Origin of the sequence: Virgibacillus sp. Bac330 (genome assembly GCF_003667845.1) — a bacterium.
In the GTDB taxonomy this organism is placed as follows: domain Bacteria; phylum Bacillota; class Bacilli; order Bacillales; family Amphibacillaceae; genus Virgibacillus; species Virgibacillus chiguensis.
On sequence record NZ_CP033048.1, the window covers coordinates 648,052 to 665,026 of the forward strand.

General features: G+C 37.8%; 13 protein-coding genes. 12 read left to right on the top strand and 1 reads right to left on the bottom strand.

The window, feature by feature from the left end; all coding sequences use genetic code 11:
* Positions 1-104: 104 nt before the first annotated feature.
* From D9780_RS02825 to D9780_RS02870, 10 genes are all read left to right on the top strand, one after another.
* Positions 105-1,430: a YjiH family protein gene (locus D9780_RS02825; RefSeq protein WP_121639220.1), complete on the top strand. Its 1,326-nt coding sequence runs from the start codon at positions 105-107 to the stop codon at positions 1,428-1,430.
* Positions 1,431-1,554: 124 nt separating this feature from the next.
* The gene (locus D9780_RS02830) at positions 1,555-2,703 is read left to right on the top strand and encodes a CaiB/BaiF CoA transferase family protein (RefSeq protein WP_073005893.1); all 1,149 of its coding nucleotides are present in this window, start codon (positions 1,555-1,557) and stop codon (positions 2,701-2,703) included.
* Positions 2,700-3,836: an acyl-CoA dehydrogenase family protein gene (locus tag D9780_RS02835; protein ID WP_121639221.1), complete on the top strand. Its 1,137-nt coding sequence runs from the start codon at positions 2,700-2,702 to the stop codon at positions 3,834-3,836. Before D9780_RS02830 ends, D9780_RS02835 begins: the two co-directional genes overlap by 4 nt.
* A 35-nt stretch (positions 3,837-3,871) precedes the next feature.
* Entirely contained in the window at positions 3,872-5,539 is a 1,668-nt protein-coding gene (hutU, locus tag D9780_RS02840; protein ID WP_073005897.1) for a urocanate hydratase, read from the top strand.
* A gap of 203 nt (positions 5,540-5,742) precedes the next feature.
* Positions 5,743-6,705 carry a formimidoylglutamase gene (gene hutG / locus D9780_RS02845; RefSeq protein ID WP_073005898.1) on the top strand — a complete coding sequence of 321 codons (963 nt, stop codon included), beginning with the start codon at positions 5,743-5,745 and terminating at the stop codon, positions 6,703-6,705.
* A gap of 13 nt (positions 6,706-6,718) precedes the next feature.
* Complete coding sequence (gene hutI, locus D9780_RS02850) at positions 6,719-7,999, top strand: imidazolonepropionase (protein ID WP_121639222.1); 1,281 nt, start codon at positions 6,719-6,721, stop codon at positions 7,997-7,999.
* A 157-nt stretch (positions 8,000-8,156) separates the two neighbouring features.
* Positions 8,157-8,594, top strand: a complete 438-nt coding sequence (gene hutP / locus D9780_RS02855) for a histidine utilization transcription antiterminator HutP (protein WP_073005902.1) — start codon at positions 8,157-8,159, stop codon at positions 8,592-8,594.
* A gap of 241 nt (positions 8,595-8,835) precedes the next feature.
* The gene (gene hutH / locus D9780_RS02860; protein ID WP_121639223.1) at positions 8,836-10,317 is read left to right on the top strand and encodes a histidine ammonia-lyase; all 1,482 of its coding nucleotides are present in this window, start codon (positions 8,836-8,838) and stop codon (positions 10,315-10,317) included.
* Between the two features lie 330 nt (positions 10,318-10,647).
* Positions 10,648-11,628, top strand: a complete 981-nt coding sequence (locus D9780_RS02865; RefSeq protein ID WP_121641413.1) for an NAD(P)H-dependent flavin oxidoreductase — start codon at positions 10,648-10,650, stop codon at positions 11,626-11,628.
* A 149-nt stretch (positions 11,629-11,777) separates the two neighbouring features.
* On the top strand, positions 11,778-13,367 hold the full coding sequence (locus D9780_RS02870; RefSeq protein ID WP_121639224.1) for a long-chain-fatty-acid--CoA ligase: 1,590 nt from the start codon (positions 11,778-11,780) through the stop codon (positions 13,365-13,367).
* A gap of 300 nt (positions 13,368-13,667) precedes the next feature.
* On the opposite strand, the gene D9780_RS02875 is transcribed toward D9780_RS02870, so the two are convergent.
* Positions 13,668-14,573, bottom strand: coding sequence for a glutamate biosynthesis transcriptional regulator GltC (locus tag D9780_RS02875; RefSeq protein WP_073005907.1), 906 nt, complete (start codon positions 14,571-14,573; stop codon positions 13,668-13,670).
* 326 nt (positions 14,574-14,899) lie between these two features.
* Between D9780_RS02875 and gdhA the strand changes: the two genes are divergently transcribed.
* Together gdhA and D9780_RS02885 are read left to right on the top strand one after the other, a co-directional pair.
* Entirely contained in the window at positions 14,900-16,282 is a 1,383-nt protein-coding gene (gene gdhA / locus D9780_RS02880; RefSeq protein ID WP_121639225.1) for an NADP-specific glutamate dehydrogenase, read from the top strand.
* A gap of 292 nt (positions 16,283-16,574) precedes the next feature.
* The gene (locus D9780_RS02885; RefSeq protein WP_240458769.1) at positions 16,575-16,946 is read left to right on the top strand and encodes a M20/M25/M40 family metallo-hydrolase; all 372 of its coding nucleotides are present in this window, start codon (positions 16,575-16,577) and stop codon (positions 16,944-16,946) included.
* Positions 16,947-16,975 lie beyond the last annotated feature (29 nt).

Here is a 16,975-nt window from a genome sequence, read left to right on the forward strand (position 1 = left end):
ATGCTAAAGTTCGTAAAAAAATCTCTTTTTTAATGATATCAGAAAAAATATAATAAAGAAAATAATAAAAATGTAAGCGCATTATTAGTTCTGGGGGTTAAGCAATGGAAAAAACAAAAATTCGAGAGGAGCAATCGTTATCGGATAAAAGAGCCGCTTGGAAGTTTGTGCTATTCAGTTTGTTTGGGATCATTTCTTTCTTTGTTCCCATACCAATTGGAGGAGAATCATCGATTTTACTCGACCATATTGTAAATGGAATTGAAACTACCCTCCCCATGTTTGTCATACATAGTTATATTGTTCTCATTCTTTTCCTTGGGGCTGTATATCCAATAGCTAATAAGACATGGAAAAATAGTTTTATTAATGTAATCCTTACTTTATTTAAAGTTGTTGGGTTTGTTTTAGGAACCATGCTTGTATGGAATGTTGGGCCAGCTTGGCTCTTTCATCCTGATCTCGGGCCATTTTTATTACAGCAATTAATCATACCTGTTGGTATTTTAATACCCATAGGAGCTATGTTTTTAGCATTACTTGTTAACTATGGATTTTTAGAGTTCGTTGGCGTATTTATGCAAGCAATTATGCGCCCTGTTTTTAAAACTCCAGGACGCTCAGCAATTGATGCAGTTGCATCGTTTGTCGGTAGTTATTCGATAGGTTTATTAGTAACAAATCGAGTCTTTAATCAGGGTAAATACACAATTCGAGAGGCTTCCATTATTGCTACTGGCTTTTCTACAGTTTCTGTTACGTTCATGATAGTTATTGCAAATACGTTAAATCTAATGGATTTTTGGAACTTGTACTTTTGGATGTCTTTAATCATAACGTTTGTTGTAACAGCTATTACAGTAAGAATTTGGCCCTTAAGTAGGATAAAGGATACGTACATTAGCGGAAAAGGAAATCCAGAAACGATTATCAAAAAGAATCGATTATATCATGGATGGAAAGAAGGCATTCATGCGGCAAATCGAGCTCCTAGTATATTTACTAGTGTAGTTGCGCATTTAAAAGAAGGATTAATGATGACAATGAATACGCTCCCTTCCATAATGTCTGTAGGTCTACTTGGTTTAGTACTTGCCTATTATACACCACTATTTGATTGGTTGGCTTATATTTTTGTTCCAATTACATGGCTCTTACAAGCACCTGAAGCTCTATTAACGGCGAAAGCTGCTGCTATTTCCATTTCAGAGATATTTTTACCATCTTTACTTGTGGTGGAAGCTGAGCTTGCAACTAGATTTATAGTTGCTGTGCTTTCCGTATCATCTATTTTATTTTTTTCAGCAGTCATCCCTGTCATTATTTCAACGGATATACCAATACCGATATCTAAGATGATTATTATATGGTTTCAGAGAGTTGTGCTAACGTTAGTTATCATCATACCTATAGCAAAGTTCATTTTTTGAAAAGAGTAATTTAAAACTATAAGAAAATATAAAAATTTAAGGTTTAGTACAATAAAAACTGCAATTATCGGATAAGCACGTAAATAAAAGAAAAATTTCAAAATAAAAGGGGGACGGTTTTACTGTGAAACCATTAGAGGGAATAAAAGTGTTAGATTTTACAAGGGTTTTAGCTGGCCCATTTGCTACAAAAATACTAGCAGATTTCGGTGCTGAAGTTATAAAAATAGAAAGAACAGGGCAAGGAGACGATACACGTTCTTTTGGTCCATTTCAAAATGGGTTAAGTGGCTATTTTGTTTGTTTAAATACTGGAAAAAAGAGCGTTGAACTAAACTTAAAAGACCCTGACTCTATTTGTTTATTAAAGGAAATGGTGAAAGATGTAGATGTCGTCATTGAAAATTTTAGACCTGGAATTATGCGCAAATTTAATTTAGATTACGCGTCTTTAAAAGCTATCAAACCAGATATAATTTATGCTTCTATTTCCGGTTTTGGACAAGAAGGTGTCTGGAGTAATAAGCCTGCCTATGATCTTATTGCACAAGCAGCAGGAGGCATAATGAGTATTAATGGTTATCCCGATTCACCACCGACTCGAGTTGGCGCTTCTTTAGGAGATACTAGTGCTGGTTTAAATGCAACGATTGGTATCACTACTGCTTTATTTCATAGAGAGCGAACGGGCGAAGGGCAGCAGATTGATGTGGCGATGGTAGACTCGATATATGCATTATTGGAGAGTAATGTGATGCGGTATACCGTAGAAAAAAATATTCCACAACGTATTGGAAATCGGCACCCGATAAGTGCACCGTTTGATATATATCAATCAAAAGAAGGATATTTAGCTATTGCTATTGCTAATGAATCATTGTTCGAAAGATTTGCTATATTCATTCATCGAGAAGATATGCTAGAGGATGAACGATTTCGTACAGATAATAATAGACAGAATTACCAAGAATTATTAAAAGTTGAAATAGAAAATTGGTTATGTCAATACACTGCAACAGAGGCAGCAGCTTTACTTGAACAAGGGGGAATACCTTGTTCTGTTATACACGACATTAAAGATATTTCTGAAAGTGCCTATATAAAAGAGAGAAATATGCTTGTAGATGTAAACCAATTAGATCATGGGTTGTTTAAAATACCCGGGAATCCTATTAAGTTATCAAGCTTAAAACAAACGAATATGCAGCGAGCACCAGAGCTTGGAGAGCATACAGAAGCTATACTTGAAAAATATAAGGAGATGATGAAATGAACTTTGGGTATACGGAGGAACAAATAAGTATTCGAAGCATGGTTCATGAATATGCGAAAAATGTATTGGCGCCCCGCGCAAAAGAGTTGGATGAGAAGAATGCATTCCCTTTGGAGCACATAAAGTCTATGGGGGAACTTGGATTGTTAGGAATAGCATACCCAGAAGAATTTGGCGGTGTAGGTGCTGACTCTATAACGGAAGCAATAGCAGTTGAAGAAATAACATATGGCTGTGCAGCAACTGGTTCCATATTAACAGCCCATTATTTAGGAGTTGATGGTTTATTCTTAGCTGGGAGTGTTGAACAAAAAAAGGAGTACTTAACCCCTGGTTGTAAAGGTGAAAAGCTATTTGCATTTGGGTTAACAGAACCGATTGGAGGAACAGATGTAGGTTCCATGAAAACGACAGCCGTAAAGGATGGGGATGATTATGTTTTAAACGGTATGAAACATTTTATTACTAATGGTAAATACGCTGATATTATTGTTGTTTATGCAAAAACGGATACATCAAAAGGAAATAAAGGCATTAGTGCTTTTATAGTAGAAAACGGAACAGAAGGGCTCTCGTTTGGAGTAGGGGATGACAAAATGGGGATTAGGGGAGCAACCACAGATGAAGTGATTTTTGAAAACTGTCGAATACCAAAAGAAAATCTTTTGGGAGAAGAGGGGGATGGTTTTAAGCTTGCTATGCAAGTTGTGGATAGGGGAAGGATAGGCATTGCGGCGATGGCTGTAGGTTTATCACAAGCTGCCTTAGATGCAGCAGTTCAATATGCTAAAGAAAGGCCAGCATTTGGCAACCCCATTGCAGAATATCAAGGTTTGCAGTGGATGATGGCTGAAATGAAAGCTGATTTAGAAGTATCTCGTATGTACACGTATTACGCAGCTTCATTAAAAGATAATGGAGGAAGAATTTCTCAAGAAGCAGCTATTGCGAAATTAATTACGTCTGAAGCGAGTCAAAGAATTGTACATAAAGCAGTTCAAATTCATGGCGGTTATGGATATATGAAGGAATTTCCGGTAGAAAGATATTATCGCGATCAACGAATATTAGAAATTTTTGAAGGCACGTCTCAAATACAAAAAATTGTTATCGCTAGTCACTTATTAAAATGATTCCTTCATAAAGAATATAAAGGGGAGATGTTACGATGAAGACAAATCAAGTTATTAAGGCACCTACGGGGTCGGAATTAACATGTAAAGGTTGGCAGCAAGAAGCAGCAATGAGGATGTTAATGAATAATTTAGACCCACAAGTGGCAGAAAATCCAGATGAATTAGTTGTCTATGGTGGGATAGGCAAAGCAGCAAGGAATTGGGAATCTTTCCATCAAATAATTGCTACGTTGAAAAAGCTGGAAAACGATGAGACACTAATTGTACAATCAGGAAAGCCTGTAGCTGTATTTAAAACACATGACCATGCACCTCGTGTATTAATCGCAAACTCAAATATCGTGCCCAGTTGGGCAAATTGGGATCACTTTTATAAATTGGAAAGTGAAGGCCTTATGATGTATGGGCAAATGACAGCTGGTAGTTGGATATATATTGGGGCACAAGGCATTTTACAAGGAACTTATTTGAGCTTTGTAGAAGCTGGCAAAAAAGCGTTTGGATCGGCAGATTTATCCGGAAGACTTATTTTAACAGGCGGCATGGGAGGTATGAGTGGTGCGCAACCATTAGCAGGGAAAATGGCTGGAGCGGTTACGCTTGTAGTCGAAGTAGAAAGAAAACGAATTGAACGCAAAATAAATGAGGGCTATTGTGATTACTTGGTTACCGACATAGACGAGGCTTTACAGCTAGTGAATAAATATCGCCAAAAAAGGGAAGCTGTTTCCATTGGTCTTGTTGGTAATTGTGCTGATATATTTCCAGCTATTTATGAAAAGGGAATCGTCCCAGATATTGTAACAGATCAAACGAGCGCGCATGACCCAATAAATGGATATATACCAAATGGAATGCGTTTCGAACAAGCCTTGGTATTACGAAAGAATGACCCTAAAGCTTATGAAGAAAAGGCAAAAGCTGCTATGGGTGTTCATGTTCAGGCAATGTTGGATTTTCAAGCATCTGGTTCTGAAGTGTTTGATTATGGTAATAATATTCGGGCTTATGCGAAAGAAATGGGAGTTGAAAATGCTTTTGATTTTCCTGGCTTTGTTCCTGCTTATATCCGTCCGTTATTTTGTGAAGGGAAAGGGCCATTTCGTTGGGCAGCGCTTTCAGGTGATCCAGAGGATATTTATCGTACGGACCGTCTAGTTAAAGAAATGTTTGCTGAAGATGCGTCTCTTGTAAAGTGGATAAATATGGCACAAAAAATGATACAATGGCAAGGGCTTCCTTCTCGCATCTGCTGGCTCGGATATGGAGATCGTCATCGTTTTGCTTTAGAAGTTAACAAGCTGGTTGCCACAGGGGAAATGAAAGCTCCTATTGTATTCGGTCGTGATCATCTTGATTCAGGGTCGGTAGCTTCTCCAAATCGAGAGACAGAAGGGATGAAAGATGGAAGTGATGCCGTTTCTGATTGGCCAATATTGAATGCACTCCTTAATACGGCAGGTGGTGCTAGTTGGGTTAGCGTACATCATGGTGGTGGTGTTGGTATGGGATATTCACAGCATGCGGGTCAAGTTATTGTAGCAGATGGCACGAAAGAAGCAGCTGAAAAAATAAAGCGGGTTTTAATCACTGATCCTGGCATGGGAGTAGCGAGGCATGTGGACGCTGGATATGATATTGCCATTGAAACAGCAAAAGAGAAAGGAATTCACATTCCGATGATGGATTCCGAAGTATAGTCGAAGAATTTGAACTGCTGAGATTTTCCTTTTTATACAAATTTTAAAGTTTATCGTTAAATAAACGACAGCGTTTTTTCGTCATCAGATTGGTGACAAGCAAAATTTTTCTAACCATGATCAGTGTGCTCCCATAGAAAAATAAAGGCTTTTCGTATAGAACAATAGCTTTTGTCACAAAGCATCTGAAAGGTGGTTGAAACATGTACTCGATGACAGAAAAACAATGGTGGTCTGGAAGGGTTGATCATGCGACAGATCCAGCTTACTTTCGGTTTCACCAAGCTATTCAATTAAAAGACATTGCATCATGTAAACAAGATAATGATTTAAAGGAATCCATAGCTTTGCTTGGGTTCTCTTCTGATGAAGGTGTTCGTAGAAATAAAGGTCGAGTCGGTGCGGCAAAAGCTCCATATGAAATTAGATCTGTACTGGCAAATTTAGCCTACCATTTAGAAAAATTGTCTCTATTTGACGTAGGGAATGTAAGTTGTATAGATCAACAATTAGAAGCATCACAAGAAGAATTAGGGAAATACATGCATTATTTACTACGAGCACAATCCACACCAATTATACTTGGTGGAGGACATGAAACATTATATGGACATTATCTTGGGGCACGTCAATATGCCAATCAAACAACGAAACTGGGGATAATCAATATGGATGCCCATTTTGATTTACGAAATGATTTTCCGCCAACTTCAGGTACGATGTTTAAACAAATATTGGAGCAAGATAAGTATGCAGGGTATTTATGTTTAGGTATTCAAAAATGGGGAAATACGCAAGCTCTTTTTCAAGAAGCAGCTCAGTATCAAAGTAATTATATTTTTGCTGAGGACGTAGCCAATGATAGCCAAACTATAAAAGTGATAGACGATTTTACGAAACAGCATGATTATATTATCTTCACTTTATGTATGGACGCGGTGGAAGCAACTGCAGCTCCAGGTGTGAGCGCTCCATCTCCGCTTGGGTTAGAACCTAAAATAGTAAGAGACTTGATACGGTATATAGTAGCCAAACCGAATGTACTTAGTATGGATATTTCCGAGGTAAACCCTGTTGTTGATGAAAATAATAAAACAGTAAAATTAGCTGCTTATTTCATTGCAGAAGCTATGCAATCCATACAAAATAGAAAAAATATGCTATAAAGGGGCGTTATAGATGTCAAACTCTCTATTTGTGAAAAATGCCGCGCAGGTAATTACGATGCAAGGTCATACAGATAAACCAGCTAAAAAAGAAGCGATGAAGCAATTAAGCATTGTTGAGAATGGAAGTGTGTTAGCTCAAGACGGAGAAATAATAGCAGTAGGTACGGAAGCAGAAATAAAAAACAATTATCCAGACGTAGTTAGAAATGCGAAAGAAATTCATGCAACAGGAAAAATTGTCACACCTGGGCTTATTGATCCACATACACATCTTGTACATGCTGGAACGAGAGAAAATGAGTATGCAATGCGACTAAAAGGAAAGACGTATATGGATATTATGCATGCAGGAGGTGGAATTCATGCAACGACAGAAGCGACGCAGAAAGCAGATTTTGAACAACTCTATCAAGCGGCAAAAAAAAGGTTAGATACGTTTCTATTACATGGTGTGACAACAATTGAAGCGAAAAGTGGCTATGGTCTTACAACAGAACACGAATTAAAGCAATTGGAAGTAGCGCAGCAGTTAAATAAGGATCATGTCATGGATATTGTATCTACATTTATGGGGGCGCATGCAATTCCAATTACAGAAAAAAACCACCCGGAAAAATTTGTCGATAAAGTGATTCATGAAATGCTTCCAGAAGTAGCCAAGCGTAATTTAGCAGTGTTTAACGATGTTTTTTGTGAGCGTGGTGTATTTACGCCTGATCAATCCAGACGAATTTTAGAAGCAGGAAAGCAATATGGCCTTATACCTAAAATTCATGCGGATGAAATTGAGCCATACGGTGGAGCAGAGTTAGCTGCGGAAGTAGGTGCTATTTCTGCAGATCATTTGTTAAAAGCTTCTGAAATAGGAATGAATAAAATGGCAGAAAATGATGTCGTTGGTGTTCTTCTGCCTGGCACTGCTTTTTTCCTAATGGCGGCATTTGCAGATGCACGGAAGATGATTGATAATGGGGTTGCTGTTGCATTATCAACGGATGCTAATCCAGGATCCTCTCCAACATTATCATTGCCATTTATTATGAATTTAGGTTGTTTAAAGATGGAAATGACACCAGAAGAGGTGCTTACGGCAACAACAATAAATGCTGCTCACGCTATTGACTGTGCAAAAGAGGTTGGTAGTTTAGAAGTTGGTAAAAAAGCAGATATAACGATTTTTGATGTACCTAACTACTTAACATTATCCTATCAGTATGGGATGAATCATGTAGATACAGTGATTAAAAATGGGGGAATTGTTGTGGAAGATAGACATTTAGTGTATTACTAAGTAATTGGAATTGATGAGAATGTACAGTTTTTGTTAAAAGTAAAAAATAATATTACGCTTCGTTTTCACAATCTTGACGAAATTATTGGAGAACGCATATACTGAAGATAGCTATTAGTTAATAGAAAAGATGTCGGCTTAGGGGTATGTACTAATCATGAATAACCATTTGCGTATTGGTAAGATTGCAACTTTACATGTCATGCTGGATGAGGAAGAACGTACTTACTTCTCATCTGCTTTTGAAACGGTGCAGGTTTGTGAGGGGAAAGTAGGGTCAATGGAATTACAGAAGGTTATTTCCTCTGTAGAAACCGCTGTTAAACGGAGTGGAATGATTGAAGGAAAGCTTTACCGTGAAACGCATGCATTATATCATGCTATATTGGAAGCGCTTGAAGGTGTGACACGAGGGCAGTGGGCGCTTGGAGAAATGATGCGAACGGTTGGTTTGCGCTTTGCTGTCGTACGCGGAAAGCCGTATGAGCTTGAACAAGAAGGTGAGTGGATAGCGGTAGCCTTTTATGGGACAATTGGAGCGCCTATAAAAGGATTGGAACACGAAGCAATTGGCTTAGGAATTAATCATATATAATCATTACCTATAGTCGTTAGCTAAGTAGAGGTGATGATGGCTAGTTTTATCTGCCATTATTACCTCTTTTTTGTTGTACTATAAGAAAGCATAAAGGCCAAAGGGGTATAAACTTCGGCTTTCTTCATAAAAAGGGAAAATGCCAAGTTTCTCTTATGCTATCAACAAGTTTTGGGATGAAGGAAAACCCTACTACTTGAAGATACAGTTTAACAAAGACATTTCAAAAGGGGGAGTACGTATGGTGGAATTAACAGGTCATTCATTAACGGTCGATGAAGTGAGGCGTGTTTGTGTTAATATGGAAGATATATCTATATGCAAAGAAAGCATGGAAAAAGTGAAAGCTAGTCGTAATAGCGTCGATCAAATAGTAGCAAATCAGAAAACAGTTTACGGCATAAATACAGGATTTGGGAAACTTAGTGACGTTATTATTAATAATGATGACGTAAGCGATTTACAGTTGAACTTAATTCGTTCGCATGCTTGTGGAGTTGGCGAGCCTTTTTCTGAAACAATTTCTCGGGCTATGCTATTACTGCGACTAAATGCTCTAGTGAAAGGTTTTTCTGGTGTTAGGCCAACATTGGTACACTTACTAGCAGAGCTGATTAACAAACAAGTTCATCCAGTTATTCCTCAACAAGGATCATTAGGGGCTTCAGGTGATTTAGCTCCACTTGCGCATGTAGCTTTAGTGTTGATAGGAGAAGGCAACGTTTTCGGTAAGAACGGTGAAATAAGGTCTACAGAAATGGTTTTCTCAGAAAAAGAAATAGTCCCAATCATGTTACAGTCTAAGGAAGGGCTTGCGTTAATTAATGGAACACAAGCAATGGTGGCAGTAGGTGTCATGAATTATATTGAAACGGAAAAACTAGCGTTTGATAGTGAATGGATTGCAGCAATGACGATGGAAGGGCTTGAAGGTATTATCGATGCATTTCATCCAGCCGTTCATGAAGTGCGGGGTTACCCTCAACAGACAGCTGTAGCAGAGCGAATGAGGGAGTGGCTTAAAGGAAGCAAGTTAATTACACGTCAAGGTGAAAAACGAGTACAGGATGCGTATTCATTACGGTGCATTCCACAAGTTCATGGAGCTTCATGGCAGGCATTGGATTATGTGAAAGAGAAGTTAGAGATAGAAATCAATGCAGCCACAGATAATCCGTTAATTTTAAATGATGGAAAGTTGATCGTTTCAGGCGGGAATTTTCACGGGCAGCCAATTGCTTTAGCAATGGATTTTTTGAAAATTGCAGTTGCTGAGTTAGCAAATATTTCTGAGCGTAGGGTGGAAAGGTTAGTTAACCCACAGTTAAATGATTTGCCAGCTTTCCTTAGCCCATCACCAGGACTCGAATCAGGAGCTATGATTATGCAATATGTTGCTGCCTCCTTAGTATCAGAAAACAAGACGTTGGCGCATCCAGCTAGTGTGGATTCTATTCCTTCTTCTGCTAATCAGGAAGATCATGTAAGTATGGGAACTATCGGAGCTAGACATGCGAAAATAATTATTGATAATTTGCGAAAAGTCATTGCTATAGAATGTATTTGTGCTCTTGAAGCTGTAGAATATAGGGGAGTTGATAAGATGGCCCCAAGAACGAGAGATAAATGGAGGAAATATAGAGAATTTGTGCCAAGGATTACCAAAGATCGCGTTTTTTCAAAAGATATAGAGCGGTTATCTGATACGCTATCAAGCCATTAAATTATAAGTGCTATTTTTGCTATGAAGTAGTTATCGTTTCAATTGAATAAAGAGCCATCATAACTGCCGAGAGCACTAGCGACCAATTATTATTTGTGCATATAAAATACCTCTTATATGCATTGGCACTATGCTGTTTTTTAGAGAAGTATGTTTGTAAGCCATAGGCATTTATGCATAAAAAGTCTTGACAATTATTGGAATAATTATTAGAATTATCAGTAATCATACGATGGATTTAATGCTCATAGTAAATTTGCTAGACGCGCTACTGAAAGCGATTACTTCGGGTGGTAGATCTAAATACAGACAAAAGGGGGAGTAAAAATGATGGTTAACGAAGCAATCCAAGAAATGAAAGCTTCTATGCGTTTACCTGTCATTATGGCACCAATGTTTTTAGTTTCTAGTCCTAAAATGGTCACAGAAGCTTGTGCAGCAGGGATTGTAGGGACATTTCCTGCATTAAATGCAAGAACAAAAGAAATATTGGAGGATTGGTTGGAACAAATTACGAACGAGTTAGAGGAGATGAAAAAAGATAATCCAAATAAAAAAATGGCTCCGTGGGGAATAAATTTTATAACGCATCGTTCTAATAAGCGTTATACGGAGGATTTACAATTAATAGAAAAATATCAACCGCCAATTGTTATTACTTCTTTAGGTGACCCTAGTCCAGTTGTGAAAATTGCTCATGAATATGGTGGAATTGTTTTTTCAGATGTCATTGATATGAAATTTGCTAAAAAAGCAATAGAAAAAGGAGCAGATGGACTTGTTTTAGTAGCAAGTGGTGCAGGTGGCCATGCAGGGCAGCTAAATCCGATATCATTTCTGCATGAGGTTCGATCTTTCTTTTCAGGTCCGGTTATCTTAGCTGGTGGAATGTCAAAAGGAGAAGATATTCTAGCTTCTGAAGTACTTGGAGCAGATTTTGTTTATATGGGGACGCGATTTATTCCGTCAAAAGAAAGTGAAGCTTCTCAAGATTATAAGCAAATGATTGTTGAATCTGCTATTGAAGATATTATTTATACGGATGCTTTTAGTGGAGTACATGCTAATTACCTTATCCCGAGTATTACAAAAGCAGGGTTAGACCCAACTAACTTAAAACCGAAACAGGAAATTGATTTTAATAAGCTGCAAACAGAGGCAAAAGCATGGAAAGATATTTGGGGTGCTGGACAAGGAATTGGTCCTATTAAAGAGATTCAAACTATTTCAGAAATTGTGGATGAGCTAGAATATTCCTATGAAAAGGCCATACGAAATATAAAACAACGAAATGCTGTATACACCAAATAATCTTCTCTACTAAACTATCTGATTTGTTAAGAAACTCGTGCACGTACCGACTAATACTTTAGCCATAGAGATGTCGTATCCGTAGTTTCTGTTCGTTTACGACATCTATTATGAAGAAGATAAAAACTACATACAAAGGGGCAGGTTGTATGCATTATCCACTAACACCAATTGATTGGAAACGAAGAGCAACGAAATATTATCCGAACAAAGTGGCAGTTATTGATGAAGAAAAAACATTTACGTATGCGCAATTTGGAGAAAGAACAGATCGACTATCACAAGCGTTAATTAATACGGGAATCCATGAAGGAGATCACATAGCAGTTATGTTACCGAATACACATTATATGCTGGAATGTTTTTATGGGATATGTCAGACGGGGGCGGTGATGGTTCCGTTAAATTATCGTATTTCACCTGAAGACATGGCGTATATTATTAATCATAGCGATGCTAAATTACTTATTGTTGATGCAGCATTCACTGCCTCTATTAAAGAGATTCAATCTGAATTGAATCTGAATGATATTATTGTTGTCGAGGTACCTGGCTATGATAATCAAATACAGGGAATAGATTATGAACATTTCATTCAATACGTTGAGCACAGTTCATTTTCACCACTTCACATAGATGAAAATCAACTTTTAACCATTAATTATACAAGTGGTACAACATCTAAGCCTAAAGGAGTGATGCAAACACATCGTAGCAATTATATGAATGCCGCAGATTTTATGTTTCACTTAGGGGTAAAGCACGAAGACGTTTATCTCCACACACTTCCCATGTTTCATGTGAATGGCTGGGGTGGTGTTTGGGCGATTACGGCAGTAGGTGGTGTACATGTATGTTTACGAAAAGTTGATCCAACGGTCATTTTAGACTTATTTGAAAAACATCATATAACGCTGTTATGTGGCGCTCCAATCGTGATTAACATGCTTGTAAACGAGCCAAAAGTAAACGAGGTTTCGATTAATGTGAAATCACGAATGGCTACAGCAGGTTCTCCACCAGCAGCAGCGTTAATCCAACAAGCGCAAGATTTGCTTGGATTGGATATCTTACATGTGTATGGTTTGACAGAAACCTCCCCATTCATTTTATACAATGAGTGGAAATCTTCATTCAACCAATTATCTATTGAAGAACAATCCGCTTTAAAAGCGAGGCAAGGTGTAGAAATGGTTTTTAATGGAGAAACAAAAGTAGTCGATCAAGATGGCGAAGAAGTTGCATGGAACGGGGAAGAACTTGGAGAAATTGTAACTAGAGGCAATGTTGTTATGGAAGGTTATTATAAAGATGAGGAGCGAACCAAAGAGGTGTTCAAGGACGGTTGGTTTCATACAGGTGATTTAGCTGTAACGCATCCTGATGGCTATATAGAAATACGTGATCGAGCTAAAGACGTCATTATTTCTGGCGGTGAGAATATTTCTTCTACGGAAATTGAAGGTGTTTTATATCGTCATCCTGCCGTATTAGAAACAGCTGTTATCGCTATTCCACATGATAAATGGGGGGAGGTACCACTAGCAATTATTATTTTGAAGAAAAACGCTACAGTTACTGAAGAAGATATGATTACGTATTGTCGTGACAATATGGCACATTTTAAAGCACCAAAAAAAGTAGTTTTTGTTAAAGAATTACCTAAAACAGCTACAGGAAAATTACAGAAATTTCGTTTGCGTCAAATGTATTGGGATAGTGAACGGCTGGTGAATTAATCCATGAAGCGTCTTCGTTTATCAATATAGAAAAAGCACATTTAGCCTAAAGGACAACAATTACTTTTGCAATAAGAATTGATTGTTCATCTGTGGGATCTTTCTTTTACTTCACATGTTCCAAATCTTGGAGCAGCAGTCTTACAGCACTTTGCTTGTCGCCAGGTCTTATGGAGAAAAAAGATGTCGTTTTTCCTATACGATAAACCTTTAAACGCTCCTACAGTATAATAAAAAACCCTTACAACAGCCTTCCGTTAACAACAAATGCTTGTCGGGAGGCTACTTTTATAGGCACAACTAATGACTAAAGTAGTTTATTCTAGAAAAAAAATGCAATAAAAAGTCATAAAAGATTGCTTCTGTTGGTAATAATTGTCGATGGGAAGGGGTAATCACGCCAACTGTTCGTGTAATATCGTTTTCTGCTAACGGAATGGCAACCGTAGAGCGTGGTGTATTATCAATTAACGTGACTTCTGGCATAAGCGCAATGCCAAGTCCTGCTGACACCAACCCCTTTAAAGCATCTGTGTCGTCTCCTTCAAACCCAATAATAGGAGCAAAACCTTTGGTGTAACATGCTTCCTCAACTAGATTACGTAATACAAATCCTTCTGGCAAAACAATAAAAGGATCATCCTTTAGCTCCCTGAGGCGAATGGAACTTCTATTTGCAAGTGGGTGATGAAGGGGTAGTAATGCTACGATTCTTTCAGTAAATAATGCTTTTCGTTGAAATTTGCTATTTTCTTTAGGCAACGGACCAAGCAAAGCTAAATTAAAATCTCCATCTGTAAGCCCATGCATTAATTCAGGATAAAGTGCTTGCTTTAGGTTGAATTTTGCTTCTGGATATTCTGTTCGAAAGGCATGAATAACGGTAGGTAACATATAAGCAGCGAGACTAATTGGATAGGCGATGCGAATGGTACCTTTTTTAGGGTCTACATATTCTTCTACTTCCCTACTGGCATGATCTATAACGTTCATCGCTTGCTTCATCCGTTCGAAAAAGATTTTCCCAATAGGGGTTAACTTTATTTTTCTGTTTTCTCTAATGAATAAATCAGCGCCTAACTCAGATTCTAAATTGGCAATTTGTCTACTTACCGAAGATTGGGCAACATGTAGCGCAGCCGCTGCTTCTGTAACATGTTCTCTGGAAGCTACTTCCATGAAATAACGAATTTGCCTCAGTTCCATTTTGCCTCATGCTCCTTATTCATGCGTAAAACGCATTGATTTTATCGTTTCTTTATATTGATTCGATACTTTGTTTAATTATAGAATATTCCTTATAAGGAAATCTACTATTTTTGCACGATAGAAGCCAAGTTTTTCTGAAACGTTAGGAAAACCATCATGGCATTCAAAGAGTTAGCGTCTTCATGGAAAAGTGTTTGCAGATAAGTTTTTTATAGAAAGTAAATATCTTTAAAGTGGTTAGCAAAAACGATAACTTTTACCATTTAAACTTGGCGACAGGCCATATCTTTCTAAACATTATGACGGATAAGGGAATGACTTGAATGAAAACAGTTGACAAAATGGAATTTACGTACATGCAAAAAGCGAAAGAATATGTAGAATCTGTATACGAAACGGTGAAAATGCGTAACCCTCATCAAGAAGAATTTCAGCAAGCAGTAAAAGAAGTTTTAGCTTCCTTAATCCCAGTTTTGGCAAAGCATCCAGAATATATGAAACAGTCTATTCTTGAACGTATTGTAGAACCAGAGAGGATGATTTCGTTTCGTGTACCTTGGATCGATGATGAAGGCAATGTTCAGGTAAACCGCGGGTACCGTGTCCAATTTAATAGTGCTCTTGGCCCTTATAAAGGCGGAATTCGTTTCCATCCTACGGTAAACGATAGTATTATTAAGTTTTTAGGTTTTGAACAAATTTTTAAGAACGCTTTAACTGGCCAGCCAATTGGTGGAGCAAAAGGAGGGGCAGACTTTGATCCTAAAGGAAAGTCTGATACTGAAATTATGCGCTTTACACAAAGTTTTATGACAGAGCTCAGTAATTATATCGGACCAGATCAAGACGTACCTGCTGGAGATATCGGTGTTGGCCAAAGAGAGATTGGCTATATGTTTGGTCAGTATAAAAAAATGCGCGGAGGCTATCAGGCTGGTGTGTTGACCGGAAAAGGAGTAGGATATGGCGGTAGTTTAGCCCGTAAAGAAGCAACTGGGTATGGGACAGTTTATTTCATGGACGCTATGCTTAAGGATAATGGTTTAAGTATTTCAGGGAGTAATGCGGTTGTATCTGGTTCAGGAAATGTTTCCATTTATGCAATGGAAAAATTAACCCAATTAGGTGCAAAGGTGATTGCTTGCAGTGATTCAGATGGTTGCATTTATGATGAACAAGGCATTGATTTGGCAACAGTAAAACGTCTAAAAGAAGAAGGAAATTGCCGAATTTATGAATATGTCAACGTCCATCCTAAAGCAACTTTTTATGAAGGATGTACAGAAATTTGGTCTATCCCCTGTGATATTGCTTTACCATGTGCGACACAAAATGAAATTAATGTGCAAGCTGCTAAACAACTCATTGCCAATGGAGTGAAAGCTGTAGGCGAAGGGGCAAATATGCCATCCACTTTAGAGGCGGTAGAAGTTTTCATGAATAACCATATTTTATTTGCTCCTGCTAAAGCAGCAAATGCTGGTGGTGTAGCTGTATCTGCGTTAGAGATGGCGCAAAATAGTGCACGAATTGCATGGAGTTTTGATGAAGTGGATCGGAAATTACATCAAATGATGCATACGATTTACAAAGACTCAACGGAAGCTGCAGAGGAATATGGTGAGTCAAGAAACTTGGTTGTCGGTGCGAATATTGCTGCTTTCAAAAAAGTTTCTGCTGCTATGATTTCACAAGGTGTCATTTAAATGAAAGAGTAACCAAATGCAGTATACTATTTAATCAATATTCGAGCTAACTTTCTCTTGCAGCAAAACGAGCAAAGTAATTTACTACTTCAATAGAAAATACTATTTCAAGGACCTAATGATTGGGTCCTTGTTCCTTTATAGGGTCAATAATTTTTCTTGTTGACTGTATAAATGCATATTAACCTTTCGTTGTAATAGCGCAATTAGTTTTTGCTACTTTGCGTATCCGTACGTAACAGGAACAGTACGTACGTTAACAGAGCAAACGCGAACATGTATTGAAGCAGAAGTGGAACGCACAATAAAAGCTTCTTACGACATGTTTCATGCTGATTATGAATTTACGTTTACTCGAGGATATCCTATTCTCGTAAACCACCCACAAGAAACAGAATTTGTTGCCAACATAGCTAAACAAGTTCCTAGGATTAAAGAAGTAACCGAAACTCCACCAATAATGGGTGGAGAAGATGTTTCTTATTACTTACAACATGTAAACGGTGCATTCTTTTTTACAGGAGCTAGTAATCCTAACTGGGCTAGGGCATACCCACACCATCAGCCCAAATTTGATATAGATGAGCGCGCTTTATTGCATGCAGCCAAAGTATTAGGAGTTGCTACGTTACCATATATGGATCAAGTAGCGAGAAAAGGATAAGCGAAGGATATTCCTTCACTTTTTGTATA

Excerpts from the sequence above, each read along its gene's own strand:
- hutI (WP_121639222.1), top strand. The coding sequence starts at position 6,719 with ATGTCAAACTCTCTATTTGTGAAAAATGCCGCGCAGGTAATTACGATG.
- D9780_RS02865 (WP_121641413.1), top strand. The coding sequence starts at position 10,648 with ATGGTTAACGAAGCAATCCAAGAAATGAAAGCTTCTATGCGTTTACCT.
- hutP (WP_073005902.1), top strand. The coding sequence starts at position 8,157 with ATGAATAACCATTTGCGTATTGGTAAGATTGCAACTTTACATGTCATG.
- hutH (WP_121639223.1), top strand. The coding sequence starts at position 8,836 with ATGGTGGAATTAACAGGTCATTCATTAACGGTCGATGAAGTGAGGCGT.
- D9780_RS02825 (WP_121639220.1), top strand. The coding sequence starts at position 105 with ATGGAAAAAACAAAAATTCGAGAGGAGCAATCGTTATCGGATAAAAGA.
- D9780_RS02870 (WP_121639224.1), top strand. The coding sequence starts at position 11,778 with ATGCATTATCCACTAACACCAATTGATTGGAAACGAAGAGCAACGAAA.
- D9780_RS02835 (WP_121639221.1), top strand. The coding sequence starts at position 2,700 with ATGAACTTTGGGTATACGGAGGAACAAATAAGTATTCGAAGCATGGTT.
- hutU (WP_073005897.1), top strand. The coding sequence starts at position 3,872 with ATGAAGACAAATCAAGTTATTAAGGCACCTACGGGGTCGGAATTAACA.
- D9780_RS02875 (WP_073005907.1), bottom strand. The coding sequence starts at position 14,573 with ATGGAACTGAGGCAAATTCGTTATTTCATGGAAGTAGCTTCCAGAGAA.
- gdhA (WP_121639225.1), top strand. The coding sequence starts at position 14,900 with ATGAAAACAGTTGACAAAATGGAATTTACGTACATGCAAAAAGCGAAA.
- hutG (WP_073005898.1), top strand. The coding sequence starts at position 5,743 with ATGTACTCGATGACAGAAAAACAATGGTGGTCTGGAAGGGTTGATCAT.